The organism is Saccharothrix syringae (assembly GCF_009498035.1).
GTDB lineage: Bacteria > Actinomycetota > Actinomycetes > Mycobacteriales > Pseudonocardiaceae > Actinosynnema > Actinosynnema syringae.
Map to the genome: position 1 here is coordinate 6,148,671 of NZ_CP034550.1, position 24,235 is coordinate 6,172,905.

General features: G+C 68.9%; 23 protein-coding genes and 1 pseudogene. 9 read left to right on the forward strand and 15 right to left on the reverse strand.

Annotated elements, in window-relative coordinates:
* Positions 1-153: 153 nt before the first annotated feature.
* Positions 154-507, reverse strand: a complete 354-nt coding sequence (locus EKG83_RS26200; RefSeq protein ID WP_033434909.1) for a hypothetical protein — start codon at positions 505-507, stop codon at positions 154-156.
* Positions 504-1,256, reverse strand: coding sequence for a TauD/TfdA family dioxygenase (locus tag EKG83_RS26205; protein WP_051766842.1), 753 nt, complete (start codon positions 1,254-1,256; stop codon positions 504-506). The genes EKG83_RS26200 and EKG83_RS26205 overlap by 4 nt, the downstream gene beginning before the upstream one ends.
* Before the next feature lie 162 nt (positions 1,257-1,418).
* Here EKG83_RS26205 and EKG83_RS26210 point away from each other — a divergent pair, with 162 nt between their 5' ends.
* Together EKG83_RS26210 and EKG83_RS26215 are read left to right on the forward strand one after the other, a co-directional pair.
* Complete coding sequence (locus EKG83_RS26210) at positions 1,419-1,841, forward strand: NUDIX hydrolase (protein WP_033434910.1); 423 nt, start codon at positions 1,419-1,421, stop codon at positions 1,839-1,841.
* A 6-nt stretch (positions 1,842-1,847) separates the two neighbouring features.
* Positions 1,848-3,119, forward strand: coding sequence for a helix-turn-helix domain-containing protein (locus tag EKG83_RS26215; protein WP_051766843.1), 1,272 nt, complete (start codon positions 1,848-1,850; stop codon positions 3,117-3,119).
* Between the two features lie 464 nt (positions 3,120-3,583).
* On the opposite strand, the gene EKG83_RS26225 is transcribed toward EKG83_RS26215, so the two are convergent.
* On the reverse strand, positions 3,584-5,620 hold the full coding sequence (locus EKG83_RS26225; protein WP_228122940.1) for a tetratricopeptide repeat protein: 2,037 nt from the start codon (positions 5,618-5,620) through the stop codon (positions 3,584-3,586).
* 106 nt (positions 5,621-5,726) lie between these two features.
* A complete protein-coding gene (locus tag EKG83_RS26230; protein ID WP_084717074.1) occupies positions 5,727-5,960 on the reverse strand; it encodes a zinc finger protein in 234 nt (77 codons plus the stop codon).
* A gap of 181 nt (positions 5,961-6,141) precedes the next feature.
* On the opposite strand from EKG83_RS26230, the pseudogene EKG83_RS26235 reads away from it, so the two are divergent.
* Positions 6,142-6,892: pseudogene (locus tag EKG83_RS26235) on the forward strand (transposase); the annotation flags it as partial.
* 28 nt (positions 6,893-6,920) lie between these two features.
* Here the strand turns inward: EKG83_RS26235 and EKG83_RS26240 are convergent.
* From EKG83_RS26240 to EKG83_RS26250, 3 genes are all read right to left on the reverse strand, one after another.
* A complete protein-coding gene (locus EKG83_RS26240; RefSeq protein WP_084717065.1) occupies positions 6,921-8,102 on the reverse strand; it encodes a helix-turn-helix domain-containing protein in 1,182 nt (393 codons plus the stop codon).
* 108 nt (positions 8,103-8,210) lie between these two features.
* Entirely contained in the window at positions 8,211-8,963 is a 753-nt protein-coding gene (locus EKG83_RS26245; protein ID WP_228122207.1) for a Rossmann-fold NAD(P)-binding domain-containing protein, read from the reverse strand.
* Between the two features lie 445 nt (positions 8,964-9,408).
* Positions 9,409-10,281 carry a hypothetical protein gene (locus EKG83_RS26250; RefSeq protein WP_033434912.1) on the reverse strand — a complete coding sequence of 291 codons (873 nt, stop codon included), beginning with the start codon at positions 10,279-10,281 and terminating at the stop codon, positions 9,409-9,411.
* Positions 10,282-10,552: 271 nt separating this feature from the next.
* Between EKG83_RS26250 and EKG83_RS26255 the strand changes: the two genes are divergently transcribed.
* Entirely contained in the window at positions 10,553-11,296 is a 744-nt protein-coding gene (locus EKG83_RS26255) for a hypothetical protein (protein ID WP_153278409.1), read from the forward strand.
* Positions 11,297-11,380: 84 nt separating this feature from the next.
* Positions 11,381-11,881, forward strand: a complete 501-nt coding sequence (locus tag EKG83_RS48260) for a helix-turn-helix domain-containing protein (protein ID WP_211269267.1) — start codon at positions 11,381-11,383, stop codon at positions 11,879-11,881.
* 133 nt (positions 11,882-12,014) lie between these two features.
* Here the strand turns inward: EKG83_RS48260 and EKG83_RS48265 are convergent, their stop codons facing one another.
* Complete coding sequence (locus EKG83_RS48265; protein ID WP_051766844.1) at positions 12,015-12,434, reverse strand: Rossmann-fold NAD(P)-binding domain-containing protein; 420 nt, start codon at positions 12,432-12,434, stop codon at positions 12,015-12,017.
* Entirely contained in the window at positions 12,380-12,916 is a 537-nt protein-coding gene (locus tag EKG83_RS48270) for an NAD-dependent epimerase/dehydratase family protein (protein WP_211269269.1), read from the reverse strand. The genes EKG83_RS48265 and EKG83_RS48270 overlap by 55 nt, the downstream gene beginning before the upstream one ends.
* 262 nt (positions 12,917-13,178) lie before the next feature.
* On the opposite strand from EKG83_RS48270, the gene EKG83_RS26270 reads away from it, so the two are divergent.
* Positions 13,179-13,457, forward strand: coding sequence for a hypothetical protein (locus EKG83_RS26270; protein WP_033434914.1), 279 nt, complete (start codon positions 13,179-13,181; stop codon positions 13,455-13,457).
* 57 nt (positions 13,458-13,514) lie between these two features.
* On the opposite strand, the gene EKG83_RS26275 is transcribed toward EKG83_RS26270, so the two are convergent.
* Complete coding sequence (locus EKG83_RS26275) at positions 13,515-13,853, reverse strand: hypothetical protein (RefSeq protein WP_033434915.1); 339 nt, start codon at positions 13,851-13,853, stop codon at positions 13,515-13,517.
* 143 nt (positions 13,854-13,996) lie between these two features.
* Between EKG83_RS26275 and EKG83_RS26280 the strand changes: the two genes are divergently transcribed.
* Entirely contained in the window at positions 13,997-14,248 is a 252-nt protein-coding gene (locus tag EKG83_RS26280; protein ID WP_033434916.1) for a helix-turn-helix domain-containing protein, read from the forward strand.
* A 31-nt stretch (positions 14,249-14,279) separates the two neighbouring features.
* Here EKG83_RS26280 and EKG83_RS26285 read toward each other — a convergent pair whose 3' ends face one another.
* Complete coding sequence (locus tag EKG83_RS26285) at positions 14,280-14,447, reverse strand: hypothetical protein (protein ID WP_153278410.1); 168 nt, start codon at positions 14,445-14,447, stop codon at positions 14,280-14,282.
* 636 nt (positions 14,448-15,083) lie between these two features.
* Here EKG83_RS26285 and EKG83_RS26290 point away from each other — a divergent pair.
* The gene (locus EKG83_RS26290) at positions 15,084-16,271 is read left to right on the forward strand and encodes a DUF6236 family protein (RefSeq protein WP_153278411.1); all 1,188 of its coding nucleotides are present in this window, start codon (positions 15,084-15,086) and stop codon (positions 16,269-16,271) included.
* Positions 16,272-16,752: 481 nt separating this feature from the next.
* On the opposite strand, the gene EKG83_RS26300 is transcribed toward EKG83_RS26290, so the two are convergent.
* From EKG83_RS26300 to EKG83_RS26310, 3 genes are read right to left on the reverse strand one after another with little or no spacing between them, the layout of a single operon-like run.
* Complete coding sequence (locus tag EKG83_RS26300; protein WP_033434918.1) at positions 16,753-18,855, reverse strand: hypothetical protein; 2,103 nt, start codon at positions 18,853-18,855, stop codon at positions 16,753-16,755.
* Complete coding sequence (locus EKG83_RS26305; protein WP_228122208.1) at positions 18,852-20,696, reverse strand: hypothetical protein; 1,845 nt, start codon at positions 20,694-20,696, stop codon at positions 18,852-18,854. Before EKG83_RS26305 ends, EKG83_RS26300 begins: the two co-directional genes overlap by 4 nt.
* A complete protein-coding gene (locus tag EKG83_RS26310; RefSeq protein WP_033434951.1) occupies positions 20,693-22,123 on the reverse strand; it encodes a tyrosine-type recombinase/integrase in 1,431 nt (476 codons plus the stop codon). Before EKG83_RS26310 ends, EKG83_RS26305 begins: the two co-directional genes overlap by 4 nt.
* Before the next feature lie 404 nt (positions 22,124-22,527).
* Between EKG83_RS26310 and EKG83_RS49150 the strand changes: the two genes are divergently transcribed.
* Entirely contained in the window at positions 22,528-23,196 is a 669-nt protein-coding gene (locus EKG83_RS49150) for an HNH endonuclease family protein (RefSeq protein ID WP_033434919.1), read from the forward strand.
* 180 nt (positions 23,197-23,376) lie between these two features.
* On the opposite strand, the gene EKG83_RS26320 is transcribed toward EKG83_RS49150, so the two are convergent.
* Positions 23,377-23,826: a hypothetical protein gene (locus EKG83_RS26320; RefSeq protein WP_033434920.1), complete on the reverse strand. Its 450-nt coding sequence runs from the start codon at positions 23,824-23,826 to the stop codon at positions 23,377-23,379.
* Positions 23,827-24,235: the final 409 nt, after the last annotated feature.

Here is a 24,235-nt window from a genome sequence, read left to right on the forward strand (position 1 = left end):
GGCACACCTCGCGCGCCGGCGCTGGGCCGGTGATCAGCACCGATGCCGCACCGCAGGCGGCGAACCAGACGGGAATGCCCCGGAAGTCGATCGGCTCGGCTCCCGCCTCGATCAGGTGGGCCAACGGCCGGAAGATGCCGAAGGCGGTTCGGGCTACGGCGTCCATGGCGTCCACAGTGTCGGCGCGGACGCCACCAGCAGGCGGGGAGCGAACCGCTGGTGTGGCGCGGACAGGCTCAACAGGCCCTCGACCACATGGGACAGCGAACCGGTGCGCTCCCACACGATGCCGGGCGGCTCGTCGCCGTCTCCGCGCAACGCCATCGCGTCGGTGTCGCCGCGCACCCGGATGGCGTCGTGCCAGCCGTCCGGCCACAGTCGGAAGCCGTCCAGCCGGGTGGGGACACCGTCAACCAAGCCCTGGTGCACGAAGCGCCATCCCGCGTCCCTGATGGCGATCAGTCCCGCCAGGGCGGGGAACGCACGTACCGCGATCTCGTCGTTCATGGCGCGCTGCTCCTCATTCGAGCGGGGATGCCGGTTCGGATGCCGAGGTGGAGCAGGGGGTTGCCGTTGACGCGGTGCACCACCCGGTGCCCGGTGAACGCCCTCCTGCCGTGCAGCCACCGGTGGTTGTCGAGGACGTAGCCGTGTCCGGCGCTCAGGTCCAGCTCGACCCGGTGCCGGTCGATCGCCGCGTGCAGCGTCGGCAGCCACCGACTCACCTCGGGCGAGAACCGCACGAGGTCGTCCTGGCGCAGCCTGATCACGATCCGCCCGTCGTCGCACTCGGTGAAGACCGCGCCGAAGTGGCCGGACGCACCGCCGAAGAGCACGGACCGGGGCGCATGTAGCGCCGCAAGCGCGTCAGGGGCGGTTTCGGCGAGCGTGTCGTGCACCGCTGCCCCGTCGATCAGCACGCACTGCCCTCCGCTCACGGCGGGCTGCGAGCAGCTCAGGATCGTCAGGGCGGGCGGGTCGGCGACGCCCGAGCGGTCCGTGTGCGGCGCGAGCGCGCACGAGCTGAACCCGGCGAACGCGCCGCCCTCGGTCGAGCCGAGGTCAACCAGCGTGGTCACGCCGTCCGACGCGCTGTCCCGGTGCGGGACGACCGTGGCGACGGAGCCGGCGAGACGCAGCAGGTCCGCCGAGTCGGCGAGTCCTTCCACCAGCGCCACGCCGTGCCGCGTCAGCGCGTCCACCACGGCCGATCCGTCGTCGGCCGCGATCCGACCGCCCTCGAACGGGTCGTTCATCGTCCCCACCTCCCGAAACGCTCGTTTCGGAAGATCATGAGAACGCGCCACGCTCGAACACGTCCAGTGACAACCTGTCAACACTGCGTCAGATTCAACGGTGTCACCCGGTGCTACGTTGCAGCCTCGACGCCGTTCGCACTCCCGGAGGTCAACGCCACGATGGACCAGTTCGTCTACCCCGTCTCGATCAAGGGCGTGGTGGTGCGCGACGACCGGGTGTTGCTGCTGAAGAACGAGCGCGAGGAGTGGGAGCTGCCCGGCGGTCGGATTGAGCCCGGCGAGACGCCCGAGGAGTGCGTGGCGCGGGAGATCACCGAGGAAACACGGTGGAAGGTGACCACCGGCCCGATCCTCGACACGTGGATGTACTACATCAGCGTGGCGGAGAAGAACGTGTTCATCGTGACCTACGGCTGCCACCCGGACGGCGACGCCGAACCCGTGCTCTCCCACGAACACAAGGAAATCGGCCTGTTCACCGAGTCCGAGGTGCGCGGGCTGACCATGCCGGACGGTTACAAGCGCTCGATCGCGACGTGGTTCGCACACCTGCGCGAGGCCGACCGGGAACCGGCCCGGTAGCCGCTCATGACCGGTGGACGGTGCGAGGTATGCGGGGCCGGGCTGAGCAGGCTCGCCGTCGAGCCGATCTGCCCGACGTGCCACGCGAGCGCACGTCACGCCCCGCCGACCATGCCCGTCCGCCCGCCGACACCGGCGGTGTGGCTGTGGTCGGCCCCGGAGGCGGCAGCGGCGCTGAGGACCCGCGACCTGGCGACGATCCTCCGCCTCCACCGCCGGGTCAACGGCCTCAGCCAGGAACGACTCGCCGCGCTGCTCGGCTACGACAAGACCTACGTTTCCATGATCGAGACCGGTCGGCGCACCATCAGCGATGTCGCCACCCGACGCCACATCGCCCGCGTGCTCGGCTTGCCGATGCACGTGCTCGGCGTGACCGACAACGACGACGCCGACTTCGCCGCGATGATCCAGTTCGGCGACTCGACCATCCGACTCGCCGAGATCGCCCGCCAGTCCGGGCGCGCGGTCGACGCGGTCAACGAGCTGTGGCCGCTCGTCGCCAGGTTGGAGGCACGCGCCGCCGAGGGCCGCGCCGAGCGGGACACGATGATCCTGCTCGGACAGGGCAGGGCCGCACTCGGTGTCTCGCTGGGAACCGTCCTGCCCGAGGAGCGCCTGGCCGCCGCGGCACGGTGGACCGGCAAGGCCCTGCTCGTCGCCGAGCGCCTGGGCGACCCGGTGTTCCTCGCGCACGCGCTCCGAATGCACGGCAACGAGCTGCGCAAGGCCGACCACGTCGGCGCGGCGATCGCCCACCTGAGCCGAGCCGTGGCCGTCTCCGGTGACCGTGAGGGCCAGGGGACGGCGTTCGCCCTGCTCGCGCGTGCGGCAGGAGAGCGGGGCGACCGGGACCTGTTCGACCACGCGATCACCGGTTACCGCGACCTGCTCGACATCGGCACAGGCCGCGGAATGCTGTTCAACCCGTTCACGTTCCGCGAGATCGAACTCCGCGGCCTGATCTCGACCGGTCGCGCCGCCGAGGCGGTGCGCGTCATGCAGGCCGACCAGGTCCACGGGCCACCCGTCGCACCGCAGTGGCACATCATCGAACGCGTGACCACCGGACAAGTGCTGCTCGCCGCCCACCACCGCGACGGCGCGTCGGAGGCGTTCCGGGCGGCACTGGTTGCCGCCGAGTCGCACAGACTGCCCCATCAGGTACAACGCACGATCCGGGCGGCCGACGGGGCTGGTCTCGCCGAGATCGGCGCCGAGGGCCGCGCCGTCCTCCAGCGGCTGACCGATCAGCTTGCCCCGGCAGTACGCCGGTAGTCCGAGAACATCCGAGGTTCGTACCCGGCGCGAGGTGGTGCCGGGCAGCAGCCGGTGCGATGCCCTCAACCGGGTGGCGGCCGGTGGCGGTGTCGGGTTGTTCATGACGCCTCGGTGGAATCGGTCGGCTCGGAGCAGGAGGTATGTGGGGTCGCGGCGATGGGCGAGGAGTCGGAGGCGGGTCGCTCCGCCGTGTTCGGATCGCCGGGAGTCCGGTACCCGGAATCGGGCGGTGTCGTTCCCGCCGGTCTGCTGAAATAGACCGGCCGTCACCAGCTCGGTCAGGCCGGTGTCGAGCCAGCCGGGTTCGCGCTCGGACAGCAGGGCATGGACGGCGCCACAGGGCAGGCCACGCTCTGGGTGGGCGCAGGCCAGGGCCCTCGGGCGGAAGTCGGTGAGGTCGTCGGTCACGGTCGCAGCACGTCCAGGGGTGCGGATGGTCGGGTCGGGATTCCAGGGCACAGTCAGCGCTCGTCCTGGGCCGTCGCGGCGGCCAGGCGGGTACGGAGCCGGTCGGTGCGCGGCGAGTTGACCGATTCGTAGAGGGCCAGGGCTTCGGCGAGACGCTGCGGATAGGACGGGTCGTCTGTGGCCTGGGCGATGTCGGCCAGCACCTCCACCGCTCGCGCACGCTCGGCGGGGTTGCCCACCAGCGCCATGCCGTCCGCGGCCTCGACCGCCAGGTCACGGGCTGCTCGGTAGTGCCGCAGTCCCAGGTGGGCTCGGGCCAGGTCGATGCGCACGCGCAAGGCGTTGTACTCGTCCGGCTCGGCCAGCGCGGCGAACTCCTCCGCCGTGCGCTGCAACTGGACCACCGCCAGGCTGTACTGGCCGGTGTCCACCTGGAGCGCGCCGAGGTTGTGGTTGGCCAGGCCCTGCTCGCGCAACGCGCCCACCGCCCGGTAGGTGTTCGCGGCCAGGCGGAACTGCGTGGCGGCGAAGTCGCTGTCGCCGACCGCCCGGTGGTACAGGCCCAGGGCGTTGCGGCAGTCCGCCTGCCCCCACTGGTCGCGCAGCGTCAACCGCAACGCCAAGGCCGCTCGCAACGCCTCGTGGGCCTCCTCGTACCCGCCCAGGGAGATCTGCACCAGCCCGATCCGCTTGAGCATCTCCGCCCGGGCGGCCTCGTCGCCCAACTCCCCGGCCGCACGCAGCGCGAGCGCGTCGAGCTCCAGTCGCAACTCGTAGTGCTTGCGGTGCAGCCACAACGGCCACAGCGCATCGACCAGCAGCAGCGCCCGCCGGTACTCCCCCGCGGCATACAGGGCATGGGCGTAGGCCGCGAGGGTGTCGACGTGCAGGTCGAGCCAGGTCAGCGCCTGCGCGCGGTCGGCGAACACCACCTCCCCGAACCGGGCCAGGTCCTCGGAGGGCACCGGGTAGGGCGTACGGCGCCGGTAGGGGGTGATCAGGATGTCGGCGGCGTGCAGCGCCGGCCACAGCACCTGGTCGACCACGCGCACCACGGCGGCGGCCCGGACCTCCGGGAGGTCGAGCGTGTCGGCGAGCTCGCGGGCGACCTGGTGCGGCACCGCCTCAATGGTCCACACCGGCCCGGACATACCGGTCGGATCGATGGCGGCGCTCACGGGCGCGGTGTCGAGCGGGTGCCCGACTAGCAGCGCGGCCCCGGTCAACTCGTCGATCACGCGCCGCACGCGGCTGTCACGTCGAGACCGGGGCCCCGACGGGTCGAGACCGTGATCGTAGTCGGCCGTCCGGGTGCCCACCGGAAGCGGCCGGGCCTGAGCGGGCGGGAGCAGCGCGGTGAGCATGCGGAAGGAGAACCGGCTGGTCGGCTGCACACCGATCAGCCGGAAGAGAGCTTGGCCGAGCGGGGTCAGGCCGTCGTAGTCAGCCTGGACTGCGTGGTTCACGAGGATGTCGCCGTTCCGGTCGAGCATGTCCAGCGGGCGGTTAAGGTCGTCGACCAGGTCCGCTAACGGCACACCGGGACGGATCGCCGCGGCCGCGGCGCAGGCGGCGATGGTCAGCGGACGCCCGCAGCACAGCTCGACCAGCCTGGCGGCGGCCGGGCGATCGGAGTGCACGCGATCAGGGCCGGTGATGCCCTGGAACAAGGCCAGCCCGTCCGCATGGTCCAGAGGCCCTACCCGGTGGACGCGCGCACCGTGTTCAATCAGCGATCCCAGCGGGTGCCGGCTGGTGGTCACCACCAGGCAGGCCGAGCCGCTGGGCAGCAGCGGTGTCACCTGCTCGGTGTGCTCGACGTCGTCGAGCAACACCACCAGCGCCCGGTGAGCGGTCAGGGTGCGGTAGAGCGCGACGCAGTAGTCGACATCGACGGGCAGCACGTCCTGCGCCGCACCCAGCGCGAACAGAAACCCGACCAGGACCACGCCCCGGTCATGAGTGTGGGCTGGGCCGCCGGCGTCGAATCGGGCATACGGCACCTCGTCCGGGGACCGCTCGCGGATGTCTAGCAACCACCACACAACCAGGATCGACTTGCCGGGATCGGCAGTACAACACAAAGGCATGTACACGGGATAAGCCCTGCTCAGGGGTGCTTTAGTTGGTCTGGTCACGACCTGTGCCATCCCCTGGAGATCACGGCCACGGCCGGGACACTGCTGAATAGGGCGGTCATAGAGCACACGCCGCAATCCTGTTGCACCGCAACGGAATCTCCTCCCGTTGCCGCCACTCGCCATCACACCCCGGACACTCGTGCCACGACGCAGGCCACTCCGAAACCGGCGTGCGCTCCGGGACTGGTGAAACCGCTGTGCCGCAGAGGGTTTCGCCGTCGTCACCGGGTTGGAGGCCCCTATGGACGGCGTGCCGCTTCCCCTCGTAGGGGAGCCATCGAAACGACATCGCGCACCACCTCCACACGTCCAAGTTCGTCGATCAGGACCGTAGGAATGCGGGGAGTGGATCTTTTGCCACCCAGGCAAAGTCGCTCGAACGGGTTAAGCGATCAGTTCAAAAAGAGGTAGCGTGCCAGCTTTGCCAAAGCCCCAAGGTGTTCCAGGACCGCCGTACGCCTGAGGAGGTCATGACCGATGAGCTGTGGGCTCGCCCGGAGCCGTCGATGCCGGTGCGGCCGAGGCGCTTCCGGCACCTGGGTCGCAGGCATGCCGACGATCGGGCGGCGTTGGAGGAATCCTGTACGCGGTGCGCACCAGCATCGGATGGAACCGGCTGCCCACCGAGCTGTTGGGCGCCTCGGGTGTGACGTGTTGGCGACGGTTGACCGAGTGACATGAGGCTGGCGTCTGGCAGCAGCCGCACGAACGTCTGCTCGCCGAGCTGCGGGCGACCGGACTGCTGGACCTGTCCGCCGCACTGGTCGACTCCACCCACCTGCGCCCTCACGGGACGGACACACCGGGCCGTCCCCTGGTCCGACCGGCGCAAGCCCAGCTCCAAGCACTACCTGATCACCGACGCCACGGACGTCCTGCTCGTCGTCACCCCAATCGGCGGCAACCGTAGGCAACGTCACCCGACTGATCCCGCTCATCGACGCCGTGCCACCGACCCGGGGTGCGGTCGACAAACCCCGGCGGCGCCCGCTTCGGCTCTACGCCGACTGTCGCTACGATCACGACAAGTATCGTCGCCTGGTCAGCGCCCGCGACATCACCCCGATTGCCGCCTACCGTGGCGTCGAACCCGGCTCCCGATTGGGCAAGGTCCACTGGCCGGCAGAACGCACCTCCGCCTGACACCAGTTTCCGGCGACTTCGAGTCTACACCAAGCCGACGTCCACCAAGCGATGCTCAGGTTGACCTGCCCGATTATCGCCTGCGAAACCCATTCCGGGTTGACCACTAAACAGGCAGGCCAGCACGGTATGCCATGCCGCGAAGCTCACGGCCCACTGCGTCCCGCTTCGCCTTCACCAGAAGTTCGGCCAGTATCGAACGCATGAATGGGTGGCGATGGATACGTGCCGGGGAGATCATTTCCGCCCGCCGCAGCGCCAGTACGGCGTCATCCTGCCGACGCGGGAGCCGGGCCAGCGCGCGGCCATACTCGCGCCAGTACGCGGATTTCCTTGTAGGAGAAGGAAGGGCGTCCGGGTTCACGGTCCTTGCAATACGGGCCGCTTCAGCGTAGTCACCCATTTCGAGTGCGATGGACATACGCCACACACCGACGTTGCTGGGACCGAATCCGAACCACAGCGCGTTGCCCTCCCCGGTGTGGTCCGCGAGATCCGCCGCGTATTCGATCGCAGCCAAGCGCTCCGACTGGTTCTTACGGGCAGCGGCAATCAGCGACGACGTCAGAGTGAGCATTCCTGTGGCCTGCACTGCTTCAGGAGAGGCCGTACCGAGGTTCTGCACTGTCAAAACCTTTGACGCAAGGTCGAACGCGCCAGCGCCCATCAGACCGAACGCCGTGCCGAACGCGCTTACGGCGTGCGACAACGGGTCGTCAGTCTGGTCCGCCGCCCGTTTCGCCAACGCGGCGGCTTGCCACCCCAAATCCATGTTTGCACCGATATCACCTAGCCACGCTTGAGTCCCTTGAACGTGCGTCAACACCAGCAGTTCAAGGATTCTCTTGACGTCGCGACCAGCCTTCAACGTCGTGTGCATATCACGAATAAGGGCGGGAAGATCGCGACCGACACTGACGTAATCACACTGACGTTGCGCCTCAAGAAGAGCAGTGGCGCGTTTCGTGAGAATGTTCACCGGAACTACTTCGCCATCCGGTTCGCCCATGGTCACGGAAAGAATGGCCAGTCGAACAGGTCCTAGCGAATGATCTTCTTCGAGATGATCGACCGGAGCGAGTGTGGTGATTTCACTGGGAGCTACTTCCAGGGCATCCGCCAGCCCTTTGATAAGGGATCGACGGTCCAGTGCCCGCGCACCCGATTCCAACCGCGAAAGGTATGAGACGCTGATTCCGGCACGTCCCGCGATAACGGCTAGGGACTTCTTCTTCGCGTGACGGAGTTGGCGGAGTCTCCGCCCGACCTCGCTGGGTGCGTCGCCCATGCTTCTAAGGGTAGCCGCCCGGAACGGTGAGGCCAGACACCTCGACGAGCACATCGAGGACTTCGCCCGCGAGGCCCTGGCGACCTCGGCCCCACGGCTGGCGATCAGCTAAAACCGGCTCGCCGCCCAGGTGGCGAGCACCGCGGTCTCCTTCTCCGGGTCGATGCCGAGTTCACCGGCGCACTCGTGCTCGACCAACCGGCCCTGCCGTATCCACGCCCAGGTGTCGCGCACCGTCTGGGCCAGCGGCCGGGTCCGCAGTCCCGCCGCGCGTGCCCCCGTGGCATCGACCGCCCACGCACCCGCGTAGGTGCGCCACAGAGGCACCTCGGTCCACTGGCGCACGCCCCGCGAGACGAGGAAGTCGTCCGCCACCCACTGCAACTCCGTACCGGCGGGCGCGGCCTCGGTGACACAGGCACCGAGGAAGTCGGCGAACGTCTCGTCACCGGGAGCGGTCACGTTGAACACACCCGCGGTCTGCATCCCGAGCAGGGCGAAGGCGGCGACATCGCGGACGTCGACCGGCTGAATCGACCGGCCCGGTTCGCCGGGGGCGAGCACGCGCCCACCGCGCCGCACGCGGTTGAGCCACCACGGCAGACGGTCGACGTACTCGCGCGGCCCCAGGATCGCCCCCGGTCGGAGGATCATGGTGCGGTGGCCGCCGAACACCTCGGTGACGGCGCGCTCGCAGCCGGCCTTGGTGAAGCCGTACACGCTCGGCCCCGGATCGCCGTCGTGGCCGAAGTCTCCGTCTGCGTCAGGCGGACACTTCAGTACCGGGGACGACTCGGTCAACGGCTCGATCGGCCAACCGGCGTAGGCCGACACGGAGGAGACGAACACGTACCGGTCCACAACCGGCTCCAGGACGCAGGCCAACGTGAGCACCTCGCGTGGCACGTACCCGGAGGTGTCGACCACGACGTCCCACGGCCCGTGCGACGCCAACCGGGACAAGTCCTCCAAGCTGGTGCGATCCCCGCGCACCACGTGAGCACCGTCCGCGTCCTCACCGGTCAGGCCCGCCGAAAGGTCGTCACCTGATGCCTGGCCTCCAGTGCCGCGCCGACCACCGCCCGACCGAGAAACCAGGATCCACCAAGTACCAAAACGCGCATGGTCACCATCCTGGCGAATCCCGTTTCAAGGGAGGAACGCGGGCGACCGTCGCTACGAGGGGGCGCTTGTCCTCCGAATGATGGTCCCGCTCGTCGCGGGCTGCGAGCAGCCCACGGTCAGTAGGACGGGTATCAGCTGTCGCAGAGGCGGTGATCCCCGTGCGGTCCCCAGGCCGCACGCCTCACGGTGCGGGGAGCACCAGGCGTCGGAGCAGGTCCCGCGCCTCCTCCCGACATGCCTCGCTCCATCGGGCCAGGCACCGGGCGGCGCGCTTGCGTACGTGTGCGGGCAGGGAGTCGTCGAAGGCGATCGATCGCACCACGGTCGCCGCCTGGTCCTTGCGGTCCCGCCGGAACTCCACGGCGAACTCGGCACAGCGGACCCGGGCCACTGGGCTAGTGGCCCCGTCGCGCATCATCCGGCCGAGTTCGAGCGCGGCGGCGGTCGGGTCGGCGTCGCCGATCGCGCGCAGCACCTGAGCGCGATGCAGGGGGTTGTCGGTCGCGAGCAGTTCGCCGGCGGTCCCGAGGACCGCACGCCGATCGGCGAGGGCGAACCAGACGAGCGACTTCAGCGCCTGCGCGCGCAGCGCGGTGGAGGCGTCCTCGTCGCGCGCGAGGACCCACATGGCTTCCCGCGCCGGGATCCGCATGGCCTCGCCGAGCTGGAGGAGCCGTACGGCGGCGTGGTGGCGCAGGGCAGGACGGTGAGCCGGGTCGGTCGCGATGGCGAGCAGGACCCGAGCCGCCGCCACCCGGTCGGCCGAGGAGTAGTTGATCAGGAGGTCGGCGGCCTGGCGGCGGACTGCGGGACGCTCGCGTTCGTCGTCTCGGACGGTACGGACGGCGCTCAGCCCGTCGCCCCACCGGAGGGTGAACAGGGCGTTGACCCGGTCCCGGGACGAGGTCCCTCCATCCGCCGCGTCCTTGCGCAGGAATTCGACGATCTCCTGCGGCGGCGTGGTGGTCAAGTCGGCGACCAGGTGCGCCGCGCGCCAGCGATCGCGAGTCGGATGCGCCCGGTCGCGGACGACTACCAGCGCCTCGGCGACCACGTGGGCGAAGTGGCGCCGGCCCAGCTTCGCGAGAGCTTTGCTCGCACCCCTCGTCGGGTTCCCGGCGAGCGCGGGCCGCCTCGGGCACGTGCCGGGTGGAGAGCGCGGCCAGGGCGGAAGCCGCGGCGGCCCGTTCGGCGGGCTGGTGCTCGGGGGCGTGGAGCACCGCCCTGACCGCTTGTTCGACCTCCGCGGCGAACGGGATGTCGTCCCACACGTCCGGAGCCGGCACCCGCAGGTCGATCGGCAGCGAGCGGTCGGTGAGGAGATCGTGCTCGACCTCGGTGCGGGCCCACCGCAACATTCGGCTCACGATGCCGCGAAGCGCATCGGTCTTGATCGGAAACCGCGTGGTCGAGGTGACGAGCGGGAGCAGGGCGTCGAGGTCTTCGGCCGGGGACAGAAACATCAACCGCTCCACGGCGGTGAAGCGCTCGCAGGGAGCCGCTCGGACGTCCTGGGCGAAGCGCCGCAGCAGGGCGAGCCCGGTCAGGGTGAACGCGCGGTCGAGGCCGATGAGCGCATCGGCCGCCCTGCTCTTGTCCTCCGCGTCGCTGTAGTCGTCGGCAAGCACCTCCCGGTGGTGGGCGATCGCCTGGTCGGCGGTGTTCGGGTCGCACTCGACGAGCGCGGCGAAAGCGCTCCTGCGCTGCCGGAGCACCTGGTGCTCCTCAAGCGCCATGCGACGCAGCTCGGCCAGGGCGAGGTCGCGGGCACCGGGGCACAGCTGGGCCAGCAGGACGGCCGTGTACCGCCGCAGGGTGCGGTGGGTGTCCTCGGCGGTCAGCAACGCACGCAGGTGAGGTACCACGTCCGCACCGGACCGGGCGAGCGCTGTCACGGCCCGCTGCCAGTAGTGGAGGCCGTTGCTCTCATCGGAGGGCCGCAGCACGTCGACCGACGCCGGGTCGACCCGGGCCAGCAGCGCGGCGGCTCGGTAGCGCGCGACCGGGTCGGCGGACTCGTCCGCGGCGGCGGTGCGCAGCGCGGTCGACCCCTCGGGGCTCGTCCCTAGGCCCAATACTAGTGACTTACTGATCTTCAATTCGTCTTGTCGTTGAGTGCTGACAGGTCTTGATCGTTGCGGTATGCCGGTGGGATGCGGTATGCGCAGGGTGGCGGGCTGACCGACGAACAGCGGGAGTTCCGGGAACGGCTGCGCCTGCAGGCGGCCGAGCGGTTCGCCGCAGGTGAGACCAACACGGTGATCGCCAAGGAGCTGCGGGTCAGCGTGCGATCGGTGCAGCGGTGGCGTCGGTCGTGGGCCGCAGGCGGTTCCCGGGCGCTGGCCTCGGCCGGGCACGACCCGTTGCCGGACGAGACCGGCGGGGAACTGGGTTTCGACCGTTCCCGCCGTGCGCTGTGCGCCGGGGCAGCGTTCGTCTCCCTCGGCGACGGCGAGCGCGCCGAGGCCGAGGCGACGACGGCGCTGGAGCTGTTCGCGCGCACCCCCGAGGCGGCGCGGTGGAGCGCCGGAGAACTCGGCCCCCGTGTCGACCCCGCGGCGGCGCACACGATGCGAGGTGACCTGGCCGGGACGGAGGACGCGCTGGCCGAGGTGTTCGCGCCGGCGCCCCCGAACGCCGCACCGAGGCGCTGAACAGGCGGCTGACCAACCTGGGCCACATGCTGGGCGGCACACGCTTCCGGGCGGCGGTGGAGGCCGGGCGACTCGGCGAGCGGATCGAGGATTTCACCTCGCTGTCCCCTGCGCGCCGCCGCCCAGCTGGCCATCACCCCCGGCGGCCAGCCAGGCAGTCGTCCCACGCGGCCAGGATCTCCGCCTCGCGCCGGGGCTCGATGCCCAGTTCCGCGGCGCGCTCGTGGTCGAAGTCCGGCCGGTCGCCGGTCAGCCACTCCCACGTGTCCCGCACGGTCTCGGCGAGCGGGCGGGTGGTCAACCCGGCCGCCCTCGCCCGCGAGGAGTCCACGTCCCAGGCCCCGGCATAGGTGCGCCACAACGGCAGCTCGGTCCACTGACGCACGCCCCGCGACACCAGGAACTCCTCCGCCACCCACACCAGCTCGGTACCCGTCGGGGCGACCAGACCGGCACACGCGCCCAGGAAGTCACCGAAGGTCTCGGTGCCCGGCCCGGTCACGTCGAACACCCCCGTGACCCCCGCGGCGCAGCGCAGCGCGAACTCCGCCACGTCCCGCACGTCGACCGGCTGAATCTTCCGGTCGGGTGCGCCGGGCGCGAGGACCCTGCCTTGCCGAACCCGTAGGTCGACGGGCCCGGGTCGCCGTCGTGGCCGTAGCCGGGACCTGCGTCGGGCGGACAGTCCAGCACCGGAGAGGCTTCGGTGAGCGGTTCGAGCGGCCACCCCCGGTAGGCCGACACGGACGAGACGACGACGTAGCGCTGGACGTGGTTCCTCAGCACCCGGGCTACGGTCGAGGTCTCGCGCGGCACGTACGCCAGCGTGTCCACCACCGCGTCCCACGGCCCGTGATCGGCGAGTCGGGCCACGTCGCGCGGGTCGCTGTAGTCGCCTCGCAGGCTGAGGACGTCGGCGGGGTCGACGCCCGAAATGCCGCGCCGGAAGACCGTCACGTCCCACCGACGTTCGAGGGCCGCCGAGACCACCGCGCGGCCGAGGAAATGCGTGCCGCCGAGGACGAGAAGTCGCATGGCCCCATCCTGGCGAAGAACGAGGGCTCCGACGCCCCGGCCCGGTTTCAACCGGTGGCGCATCGTCCGGATGACGCGATGCTCGATCCCTCTCCGCAAGGCGACCTGCCGACTCCTCGAACACGCCGCCGTGGCGGTCCATTGCCACCTGGACCTGCCGACCGACGGTGTAACGCACGTCGAGGACGACACGAGGTACAGGCGACCCCCGAGGAGGAGCCATGCCCGCCGAGATCGACACCCCACCTCGCAAGGAGCAAACGTGAGGACGCTGTACTACGGGCTCGCCGTCGCGGGCTTCCTCGTGCTGGTGGCGATCACGGCGCTGCTGACGAACGAGCACGCCGACGGCCTCGGCGTCCTACTGCTTGCCTTACTGTGGCTGGCAGCCCCACTGGCCAGTTTGGTCTTCCTGATCTGGTTCATCGTCACGCTGAACTCGATCGCCCGAAGCCTGCGCGAACAGACCCACATCGCCCGGCACACAGCAGGGCAGCTGGATCTTCTCGCCGCCCGCGAAGGTGCCGACGCCACCCCCTGACGACGAAACGCCGGCGACCGGGCCTACCCGGTCGGCACCACAGCATGCCGGGATAGCTCAGTACTCCCGTCGACTTGCCCGCTCGAAGTCGTGAAGCGCATTGGCGTGGCGGTCCAGCGCCTGCTCCTGCGCTCGCAGCGCGCCCGCATGGCCGGTCAGCGCGCCATGGTGCTCCGCCATCCAATGGGAGTGCTTCGTCAACGCCTCCGTGTGCGCCTCGGTGTCCAGGTTCGCCCGGCGCAGCTCGAAGAAGGTCGCGATCCCGATGTCCAGCGTCGCCTGCGCCAGCAGCTCGGCACGCTCAGCGCCGGTCGCCTCCATGGCACGGTGCCTCGCGTCCAACGCCTTGTGCAGGTAGTCGTCGGCCTCGTCCGCCGCGTCCGTCGGTGTGCCCATCGGTCGAGCCTGGCGCGCGGCACGGACGCCGGAAACCGGCCGTTCGGGTCGTCATCCGGCCCACATGTCCCGCATCGCCACACGATCGGGTGGACGACGTCGTGAACCGTTTTCACGATCTACCGTGCACGCACCCCACCCGCATGACCGACAAGCCGCTGTTCCACACCGTCTCCGAAGCCGCGCGCATCCTCCGCGTCGCCCCCTCCACCCTGTACCGGGCGATCCGAGAGGACGCCTTCCCCGCGGTGCGCGTGCGCACCCGGTACGTCATCCCCGTGAAGGCAATCGAGGCCCTGGCCTCCGGCGCGACGCAGACGGGCGGGGTGCTCGACGTGGCCCGGATGGTGGAGGAGCGGCGGGTGGAGCGAGAGCTGGCGCAGCGCTGGCGGTGACACTGCGGATCAGGAGCAAGCCGACCGATGGTTACTCGACCAGTTCGGGCAGGCCGTCACCTTCCCGTCGCCAGCGGTACCCCTCCGCGGAGAACTCGATCACCACGGTGTAGGTCTTCCAGTAGCTCATGCCCTTGTCCGAGGCGACCATCACCACCACCTCGTCGGAAATCGTCTTGCCTGAGAGAAGGACCGCCACCGGATTCCACCTTTCGAAGGGCCACCGCACTATCGTGGGCGCGCCCCTTGCCCTCACCCCGGTAGCCGTACCGGTACTGGCCAGCGACGCGCCGTCCCGTGGCAGCCTTGACGCGCCAGCCGTCGCAGAGCCCTTTGGTGGGCATCACACGGTCGAGCCGCATGAAGACTCCAGTTGATCGACGACTCGAACGCGACGACCGCCCGACAGACAAGCACGGGGCAGCAAGTCGGCTCGCGCTCGACCGAGACCGGACTGCCGTTCCCCCTCGGTGCGGCCGAGGTGCGCGACGACCTGCACAACGTGTTGTCGACATGGGTTCGCGACCTGTGGGAGACGCACGGACCACGCCGCGAGGTGCCCACCGGAACAACAACGCGACCGTTATGTCAACGATCTAGCTGTCGCAGGGGCGATCGTGTCGCAGGTGACGATTGCCGCGGTGACGAGTTCGGCGTCAGCTCAGCCAGTCGTGGTGCAGGTGCCAGGAACCCATGTGACCCGCGCCCGTCCGTGACACCTGCACCATCCCTGCCGACGCGCCCGCCCCTACAGGCCATTCAGAAGCCGATTTTGCAGTCGGTACCTCCCTTGTCGTCTGCCGCCGTATCCACAGGATGATAACCTTGTGGGATAATGCGGACGTTCATCCGTGACGGCAAGGAGACGCAAGTGGTCAGCGGTTTCGGCTTGTATTACCCGCACGTTCACTTCCGAAATGCGGCCTGGTTGAAGAACGCGGCCTTGCACTGGGATCGCCTCGATCGCTTCTCCGCCGAGGATGCCGCTAGCACACTGCCACACCTGTCCCGAGCCGAGATTGAGCTAGCCGCTGCCGAATTTATCGGTCACATAAAGCCCAATCCTCAACAGCTTGAGGTGGCAGCCCGCGAGTTCGACTCCGTTCTGGCCGATGTCAACCAAGAGGGTCAGTGGGAAGATGCCGATCAGTACGAGATGGCTGACGGTGTGGCGACCTGGAAAATGCCGAATTCCTTGGTCGAGCGCCTAGTTGACAACGGCATGGGCAGCGTACGCGGGGGTAGAATTCATATGCAGCCAACCCTTGCACATGCATACCTGTTGGTTTTAGGGCGACAACTCGCACGAGAACGAGGAAGCCATCTGGTGGCCGACAATGAGTTCGAGCAGGCCGCCAGCACCATCGACGCCAAACGGCTTGTCGCCGGCATGGTGTCCCCGGCGTCAAATCCGCCGCTCTCCCCCGATGAACATAGAATATTTCTGGTGAATATCGCGATTACCACCGTGCTGCCACGGGGAATCGAAGACGTACCATCTCGCGAGATTATCAGGTTCCGCGAGAAGTATGCAGATCAACGTGTCCGGTTCCGGGAAGCGGTCGCTGAAATGGTGAAGGAAGCGATCGAACTCGAAGACATCAAAGACCGACAGGTTCTCATCGACCATCTGCAGTCACGCTACGACACACGGATCCACCCCCAACTGAAGCAGCTTGAGCGCGCTATGCGCCATCATGGTTGGGTGAACACCACGCTGGGAGCAGTGAATGTTCAGGCTGCGGCCCCCTCTGTTGCCAGTACTGCGCTCGCCATGCTCGCCTTCCAGCCGCCGCCTGCTGCTAGCGCGGGCATTGGCATGGGCGCTTTCGCACTCGGCGTCTGGCGTTCCGCGCGAGATAGCCGGCGCAAGCGTGAGGAGATCCTCGACAACCACTCAATGTCCTACCTGCACTATCTGAGCACGGATAGGCAACTCACGCCCAGCAGGCTGTTGGAGCGTGTCCGGTCCGCGGCGCAACCGTTTCGATACAGTCTGCCGGTTCGTAACCGACGGCGCTAGCACGGAGTTGCTGACGCCTCCGCCGCCCCGTATCCTGATCGCTCACTCAATGCGAACATCATTGATCGCTCTTGAACAGGGCAATCGTTGTGTTGTCGGGGGCTGTTCAGCGCTGGTTGAGATCCTGCAGCTCGATATTGCGGAGGGTGAGAATCTGGATTTGGTTAGCATAGAGCCGGATCGTCGCCTCCAGTTCGCGCACTGTTCGTGCATGGTCGCGGTCGGCTTGCTTCCGCGCGTTTTTGAGCGCGTAGACCTCCTGGCGTAGCGCGACCAGCTCTGGTTGCTGGGCCTCGCGGTTCGCGAAGGCGGCGACGACGGTGTCCTTGAACTGCTGAGGTGACCGGTAGTAGGAGTCCCTGCCGACGCCTGCTTCGCGGCATAGGCTGGAGATCGTCAGGTCGCCGTCGCTTGTGGCCGGTTGGCCGGTGAGCAGCCGATTGAGCGCTTTGTTCGAGGCGCGTCTGGGTGGTCGAGCGGGTCACGGGCGTGCCTCTGGAGAGTCGAGTTCGGCGATGAGGTGGTCGAGTTCGGTGAGGTGGCTGTCCAGGGCTTGCTGCTGGAACTGCGGGACCGGTCCGGCGTCCGCCGCCGCGGCCACGAGTTCGGCGGCTTGGCCGCGAGCGAGGGTCAGGCGCGGCAGGTGCACGGTGGTGGAGCGGCGCGCGTTGGAGCAGCGCAGGCACATGTTGTGCTGGGGCACTGGTCTTCCGATGATGGTGGCGCGCTTGACGCACATCGCGGTGGCGGCGTTGAAGAAGCAGTCGTTGAGCACGCCGGGATGCAGCGTCTTGGTCAGGTGCACGAGCATCGTGCGCAGCCGGGGCTCATCGGCGACGGTGCCGGGCAGGTCGCCGAGTTCCCGGCGGATGCGCTCGAACTCGGCGTCGATGCGCTGGGCCGCGGCTCCGCTGGTGCGGGCGCCGCCGTTCCAGTCGCGGTAGAGGTCTTCGACGTAGTCGAGCGCGGCGACGGCTTCCTCGGCCGCCACCTCGGAGGCGAAGCCGGACGCTGAGGTGCCTGCGTAGCCCTCGAACATCGAGAGCTTGGCGTGGTGGTACTGCCGGGCTCCCGCGACTACGCCGTACGGCTGGTGGGCGATGTGCCAGGCGAGGGTGCGGCGGAACTGCCGGGTCGTGAAGGTCCACGGTGCGTCGCCGTCGGCGGGGATGAACGGGTTCTGTGGTGTGCCGAACAGGTCGTTGACGTGGTTGTGGAATGCCATGATCCGGTTGGTGATCTTGCGGGCCAGCCGGGGTGGCGAGGTCGGCCAGAGGCGATAGCCGAACAGGTGCGTCGGGTCGTCGTTGATGTGCAGCAACAGGTTCACGGCGTCGTGGACGACGTCGAGCACCACCCACTCGGCCTCGTCACCGGAGAGCTGGCGGCCCTTGAACACCCGGCCGCGCAGCTTGTGCCGCGTGCGGCCGTCGAGGGTGGGCGCGGTGAAGGCGCAGTCGCGGCGCAGCTCCATCACCTCCATATGGCGCATGCCGGACAGGTACGCGATGACGATCCAGCAGGCGGTGCGCAGGTGGTGAACCTCGTCGTGGAGGCTGCGGTGGTTGAGCCGGGGCCGCCACAGCCGGCCGGTGCCTGGCCACTCGGAGATCGCCGTGTCGAGCCCGCCGTCCTCGTAGCCGAGCTCCGCGCCGTACTGCTCCATCAGCCGCATCGGTGCGTGCTGGTAGCTGTTGGTTCCGCTCATCAGCGCGACCAGGCTGGCGTTGGGCGCTTGGACGACGCCGTCGATCACCGCGGCGTTGGGTCGCTGTGGCAGGCAGTACAGCGGCAAGGCAGGAACTCCCCGGCCTGCGGCGCGGCGGCGTTCCAGGAACGCCCCGACTTTCTCGACCACCTCGCCGCGGTTGCAGCGGATCCCGGCCCGTGCCGCTTCGAGTTCGGCGAGTTCACATTGTGCGGCCAGCAGGTCGGTGCTGGCGGTCTGGACGTAGAACAGCGCGGCGCGCAGCAGCGGAGCGAGGATCGGTTCCGGGATGCGGGGCGTGGTGTTCTCCTCGTCGACCAGGCGCCCGGCGACCTGTGTGGCCGGGCGACCGCGCCACGGCACGATGGTGAGCCGGTCCCGACTCAGGTACCTGCCGTGCGCCTCGACGTGCTGGATCACTCCGATCCGGACCGCGATCGTGTTCGCAGTGCACCGCGTGCGCCAGGCTCGAACCACGGCGTCGAGGTGCCGCTGCCGCGCGTGGGCCAGCCGGGTGACGCCCTGCGCGCGCAACTCGGCGTACAGCAGGCTGAGGATGTTGACGTCCTTGTAGGCGTTGGTCAGCTTCATCAGCCGCGCAGGCCGCTTGCCGTACGAGGTCGGCACGGCGTGCCGTAGCCGCGAGTACAGGAACTCCTTGGCGGTGAACGCCGCGACATCGTCGGGGAAGCAGGCGAAGTCGATGCGCAACGAGCCGTTGCTGCGCGGCGCGAACGGCCGCAGATCCCAGATGTCCTCGCTGAATCGCGGTCCCCGTCCGGCTTCCGGGGTTGTCAGCGCCTCGGGTAGGACCCACGGGTCGGCGTCCACGTCGGCGGGGGTCGAGGTGGCCTCGACGGCGAGTGGGCGGGTCACGCGCGGCTCCAGAACTCGGGCGGCAGCAGAAGGCGAGCGCCTCCGGCCTCGGCGACTGCTTGGGCGGTGGCGACCTGTTCGTCGCGAAACTTCGCGCGGATGCCGTGCACGATCCGGTTCCACGCGAGGCCGAACCGGATGGTCCATTCCGGACCCGAGTACTCCTCGCGCTGTCGTTCGAGGAAGTCGAGGAACGTGAGCACCTGCGGCAGATGCCGGGTGGTGAACACCGCGTTGGTGCACTCGAAGCATCCCCACAGCGACACCGGGCACGGCTTGCCCCGCACGCCGAACGGCGAGTCGTTGAAGTCGCGGCACGAGGCCAGGAACACGTCGCGTTGCCGCGTGAGCGCGGCGTCGACCTCCTGCGCGGTCAACGTCTCCTGGCTGTCGTCGAGCCGGGCGCCGTCGTCGTCGAGCACGACGGGTGGCGGCAGTGTCACGCCGAGCGCGTCGACCAGGCCGTCCTCGACGGCCTGGTCGTGCAGCTCGTCGTGGGCGGGGATGTCGGCGTAGTGGCGGGCGGCGACCTCGGTGGTGTGGCCGCTGGCGAAGTCGGACAGCACACCGGCGGCCTTGAGGTACTGCTGGGACTTGTACGACTTGCGCAGCCGCCGCAGATCCAGCCGCACCGGCTTTCCATCGGAGTCGGTGAGGTCGGTGATGCCGTGCCGGACCTGCCAGTCGTGCAGGTGCTGCCACGGGCTTTGCCAGCCGGGCGGGAACGTTTCACGCAGGCCCAGATCACCGTGGTCGACCCACAGGTCGGTGCTGCCGCTGTGGGCGCGGGCCCGCGCGGTCAGCCGCTGCGCCAGCCTGACGAGCGCGCCGGGGTGGTGCAGGGTGCCGCCGTCGCTGATCCGCACGCTCTTGGCCCGTGCCGAGCCTGCTCGGCGCTTGAGGTAGTTGATCGTGACGAATCCGCGCGCTGGACTGCTCAAGCAGTCCGAGCGCAGCCGCTTGGCGCACTCCGGTTCCATGCCGGTCAGGCAGATCAAGGCCACGAGCAGGACGCACACGTCGGCGCGGGTCAGGTACAGTTGGGCGTTGAGGGTACGGCCGTTGCCGAGGCGCTTGCCGATCAGCGGCCGCAGGAACGCCATGGTCAGCGGGCCGTGCCGGTCGATGTGCCATAGCGCGTTCTCCACCCGGTCCCAGCCTGCGATCTCCGGGTCCTGCCCGGCCGCGGCAAGAGCCTCCCCGGCCTGGATGCGGCGCTGGATCGCCCGCACATCGGCCAGCGCGGCGTTCTTGATTGCCTCGAACACAGGGGGTGGGTAGGCGTCCAGGGGCCGTTTGCTGCGCGGGTGATGTTCGCGTGCGGCGAAGCGCAATCGCTCGCCGAACTCGGGATCGAAGGACTCCGGGCGCCGGTCGAACTCGAGGCGCAGCAGCCGCACGATGGTGGCGACCACAACACTCGGATTCCGGTGACCCGCGCCGTACGTGCGAATCAGCGCCTGCTCGAAGCCGTCCAGGTGATCTGGTTCGAGGTCGCCGATGTCGAACGTCGCCGCGTTGTCGGGCTCGGCGGCGTCGACGAAGCGCAGGAACTTTCGGATCGACATCATGGCCTGGGTGACGGTGTGCCACGCCATGTTCGGCTTGTCGGCCGCGTTGACGTGGACGAGGTCGGCGAACCGGCGGGCCAGCTGCGGGCACGGCAGCTCGGACAAGTCGATCACGCGGTCCGCGCCGTCGAGGTGCAGGCGCAGCACCACGGGACTGATCGTCGGCAGCATGGCCGGCTCGGCGGGCACCTGGTCGGCATCGGGGAACGCCGCCCACCGACCCCGGCGCCGCGGACCACCGACGGCCGCGTTGTTGGTCGCGTCGGTCATGAGACCACGTCATCGGTGATCTGGACCCGTGTCAGGGCCTCGGCCTGCTCGTCCCACTCGCGCAGCGCGGACAGCACGATCTCCTGCGCCTCGTCGAGCACGTCCAGGTAGACGAAGACGGTGTCCCGGTTGCGGTGCCCCAGCAGCAGCTGCAGGCGCCGCATCGGGTCGCCGACCAGCAGCCGCTTGACCCGCTGGCTCAGCAGCGTCTCGCCCGGCTCCATGCGCAACCGGCGGACTGTCTCACGCAACAACAAGCCCAGCATGTGCACCGCGAACGTGTGGCGCAGCGTGTGCGGGTGGACATCGAAGTCCAAGCCGAACCTCGCGCACCGCTCGTTCGCGCGCCGGAACACCGCCTGCCACGTCGACCAGCCTAGCGGCATCCCGTTCTCACCCAGCCACAACCACAACGGCCCGCCAGGCCCCGTCTCATCACCGAGCCAGCGCAGCTCACGCCGCTGCTTGATCTCCAACTGCCCGTACGGCCGCGCCCTGCCGTCGTCGGCCAAGGTCAGCGTCGACCGCCCAGCACTGCACACGCCCAGGGGCAGCGCGGCACCCGCGTACGTTCCCGCCGCGCGGTGTCGTTCGACCAGCTCGCCGCGCTCGATCTCCACGTACTGGTGCAGGCCGCGCAGCACCCGGCGCGACACGTACACAGTGCGGGCGCGCCGACGCTTCGTGATCGTCGCCGGCAAGTGCAGGTCGCCGGTGAGCCTGCGCGGCGTGATCAGCGGCAGCTCGGTCACCAGCAGACTCGACGCCTCCTGCAACCGCACTCCCGTGCATACCAGCAGATCGGCGAAGACCGCGTTACGCTCCCCGTGCCGTCCTCTCCACAGCGGATCCGCTGCGCCGCTGGGAAGTTGACCGCGTAGCCCGACATCACGCCAGAGCAAGTAGTCCTCATAGGACAGAAACCGGACGGCGGTGGACTCCTCGTCGACCTCGCGCTCGGCGTTGTGCAGCACGATCATCGGACCGGTTGGCGTGAACACCGTCTTCTCCAACAGTCGGAACGGGCGTTGGTCCAGCAGCCGCTCATGAAGCGCCCACGCCACCCACTTGTCCAACGCGGCGATGAACCGGTTCCAGGTCGACGCCGACACCTCGAACCCTGGCGTTCGGCGCCGTGCCCGCTTGTACGCGCGCAGGTCCTCCTGGTCGACGTGCCAGATTGATCGGCCGCCGCGGTGCTGGTGCAGGAATCGCCCGAACAGCATCAGGTCGCGGGCGTAAGCCTCTCTGGTGTGTTCCGATCTCGCACCCCAGCTGTCGAGCTCGCGAACGAACCGGTTGAGGTGCACGTCGTACGAGCCGTCCGGCCCAAGTACGAAGGGCATCCCCTCGCCGATCCCAGCTCGATCGAGCACCGCAGCACCGTCGACCGCCAGCCAGCCAGCATCGACGGAGGTCTTGTACATCAGCACGCGCAACGCCTTCCTGTCACAGCCGTTCGGCACCAGACAGGCGGTGGAACTGCGACAGGGTAAAAGTTACGACATAATCGGCGAATCGTGCTCCATCGCCCGCGCCAACAGCAACTCGTCCAACTCTTTGAGCTCCAACGCGGTGGCCAGCAGCTTCAGTGCATCCTCGGCCAGATCGCCGGCACGCCTAGCGTCTCTTTGCTCTTCGATGCCTTCTCGAACAGGCGCCGCCCGTAGTCGTGGGAGCTGATCCAGCTTCGTCGGCAGCCGTGACCTACCCGGATGACGTGGTCTCCCGGTCGAGTGGATCAGGTCACGCCATGCCGCCGCGCGCCGCTGGCCCCGGTACTGCTGGTTCCGACAGCTCGTGTTCGGCGGTGGACGGGGTGTGGTGGGGGATGCGGTCATGGAAGCGGGCGACGGCGGTAGCGGCAGCGGCGTGCGCGGCACTGGTCGCGCTGGTGGCACCGGGCGTGGCTCATGCGCAGAGCGGGCAGCGGGCGGAGGTGCCGCTGCGGGTGGCGGTCGCGGTCCTGCCGGTGGCCGACGAGCGTCGCGAGGGCTACGACCGCGGCCTATTCCGGCATTGGATCGACGCCGACCGCGACGGGTGCTCCACCCGCGCAGAGGTACTGCTGGAGGAGGCGGTGCAGGCACCCGAGGTCGTCGACCGCTGCACCCTGATCGGCGGCTCCTGGTACTCCTACTACGACGACGTCACCGTCACCGAGGCCCGCGCGCTCGACATCGACCACATGGTGCCCCTCGCGGAATCCTGGGACTCCGGCGCGTGGAACTGGACGCCCGAGCGACGCCGGGCCTACGCCAACGACCTCGACGAGCCCGTCGCCCTGGTGGCGGTGACCGCCAGGAGCAATCGGTCCAAGGCCGACCAGGACCCGACCACCTGGCTGCCGCCGCACCGGCCCGCCGTGTGCCGCTACCTCGTTGCGTGGGTGACGGTGAAGATCCGGTGGACGCTCGCCGTCGACCCCGCCGAACACGACGTACTCACCGAACTAGCCGCAGGCTGCCCGGACGAGCCGATCTCCGTCGAACCCGCCTGACACCCCCGGCCTGGGCCGGTTGCCCTCGGTGGCGCCGACCGCATGCTTTACCCCACGAGGTCCATCAACGGCCGCCTCGCCAGCACCGAGCCCTCACTCCCTTGCCTGACCTCGGCCGACAGCACGAATTGAAGGGCGGTAAAGGCTCGTCCGGGGACCGCGTACACGGTCCCCGGACGGTCAGGCCGGCCAGAGCTGTACGTGCCACCGCTTCACACCACGCGGCGGCTCGGGCGGATACGACGGGACGTTCGACCGGCCCGACACCACCACCAGGACCGAGTAGGCATCCGGCGCGGGCAGACGCAACGAGGTGGAACTCGCCCACGCCGTGCCCGAGGCCAGGCGCAGCTCGGCGCTGTCGACGACGAGCACGCCCTCGGCCTGCTCTTCCCAGGCACCCGATGGCCTTGCGGGACGTGATGACCAGGCCTCGACGCGCATGCGCGCGACGTGGTCGACTCCGCCGCTGCGGAAGGTGACCCCGCCGCGTCCCGCGCGGATCAGTTCGTCCGGCCCGGGTATGCCGAGCGCCAGTGCAATCTGCGCGCTGAAGTGCGCTTGGAGGACGAGGGCTCCGAACTCGGCGTACACGTCCTCCGCGACGGCGTCGAGCGGTGTCCCCGTCACGGGTCGATCCGTCCCCAGAATGCGTCGCGGGCGAGGATGTGGTCCTGCGTGTACCAGACGCCGAGGGCCGACCCGGCGTTGCCGTTCCGGGTCCCGTCGACCATCAGAGCCTAGTACTTCCACCTGACACCGGGGACCCCCATGGTGCATTCGTCCCTTCCCACACAGTCGGGACGAAGCCGCACTGCGCGGCGCAGGCATCAGAGCCTCTTGCTACCGCTTGGAATATTCTTTATTACTTCGAATACGGCGCCGACAAGCGTACCCGGTCGATCGACTCTTGACCTTCGAACAGCTTCCTCCTAGGCTCGCCAAGCTACGCTGCGCATATTGTTATGCCCACAAGGGGGATTCGTGCCTACACGTCTATACAAATTTTGTGCCGCACTCGCGGCCGTCGTGCTGGTTG

Bases quoted from the DNA above. Each gene is read 5' to 3' on its own strand.
- EKG83_RS26205 (WP_051766842.1), bottom strand. From the start codon at position 1,256: ATGAACGACCCGTTCGAGGGCGGTCGGATCGCGGCCGACGACGGATCG.
- EKG83_RS26310 (WP_033434951.1), bottom strand. From the start codon at position 22,123: ATGTACAAGACCTCCGTCGATGCTGGCTGGCTGGCGGTCGACGGTGCT.
- EKG83_RS26225 (WP_228122940.1), bottom strand. From the start codon at position 5,620: ATGCCTTTGTGTTGTACTGCCGATCCCGGCAAGTCGATCCTGGTTGTG.
- EKG83_RS26215 (WP_051766843.1), top strand. From the start codon at position 1,848: ATGACCGGTGGACGGTGCGAGGTATGCGGGGCCGGGCTGAGCAGGCTC.
- EKG83_RS26275 (WP_033434915.1), bottom strand. From the start codon at position 13,853: ATGGGCACACCGACGGACGCGGCGGACGAGGCCGACGACTACCTGCAC.
- EKG83_RS26280 (WP_033434916.1), top strand. From the start codon at position 13,997: ATGACCGACAAGCCGCTGTTCCACACCGTCTCCGAAGCCGCGCGCATC.
- EKG83_RS26240 (WP_084717065.1), bottom strand. From the start codon at position 8,102: ATGGGCGACGCACCCAGCGAGGTCGGGCGGAGACTCCGCCAACTCCGT.
- EKG83_RS48270 (WP_211269269.1), bottom strand. From the start codon at position 12,916: ATGCGACTTCTCGTCCTCGGCGGCACGCATTTCCTCGGCCGCGCGGTG.
- EKG83_RS26305 (WP_228122208.1), bottom strand. From the start codon at position 20,696: ATGACCGACGCGACCAACAACGCGGCCGTCGGTGGTCCGCGGCGCCGG.
- EKG83_RS26290 (WP_153278411.1), top strand. From the start codon at position 15,084: ATGCGGACGTTCATCCGTGACGGCAAGGAGACGCAAGTGGTCAGCGGT.
- EKG83_RS48260 (WP_211269267.1), top strand. From the start codon at position 11,381: ATGCGGTATGCGCAGGGTGGCGGGCTGACCGACGAACAGCGGGAGTTC.
- EKG83_RS26230 (WP_084717074.1), bottom strand. From the start codon at position 5,960: ATGTCGTTTCGATGGCTCCCCTACGAGGGGAAGCGGCACGCCGTCCAT.
- EKG83_RS26200 (WP_033434909.1), bottom strand. From the start codon at position 507: ATGAACGACGAGATCGCGGTACGTGCGTTCCCCGCCCTGGCGGGACTG.
- EKG83_RS49150 (WP_033434919.1), top strand. From the start codon at position 22,528: ATGCGGTCATGGAAGCGGGCGACGGCGGTAGCGGCAGCGGCGTGCGCG.
- EKG83_RS26210 (WP_033434910.1), top strand. From the start codon at position 1,419: ATGGACCAGTTCGTCTACCCCGTCTCGATCAAGGGCGTGGTGGTGCGC.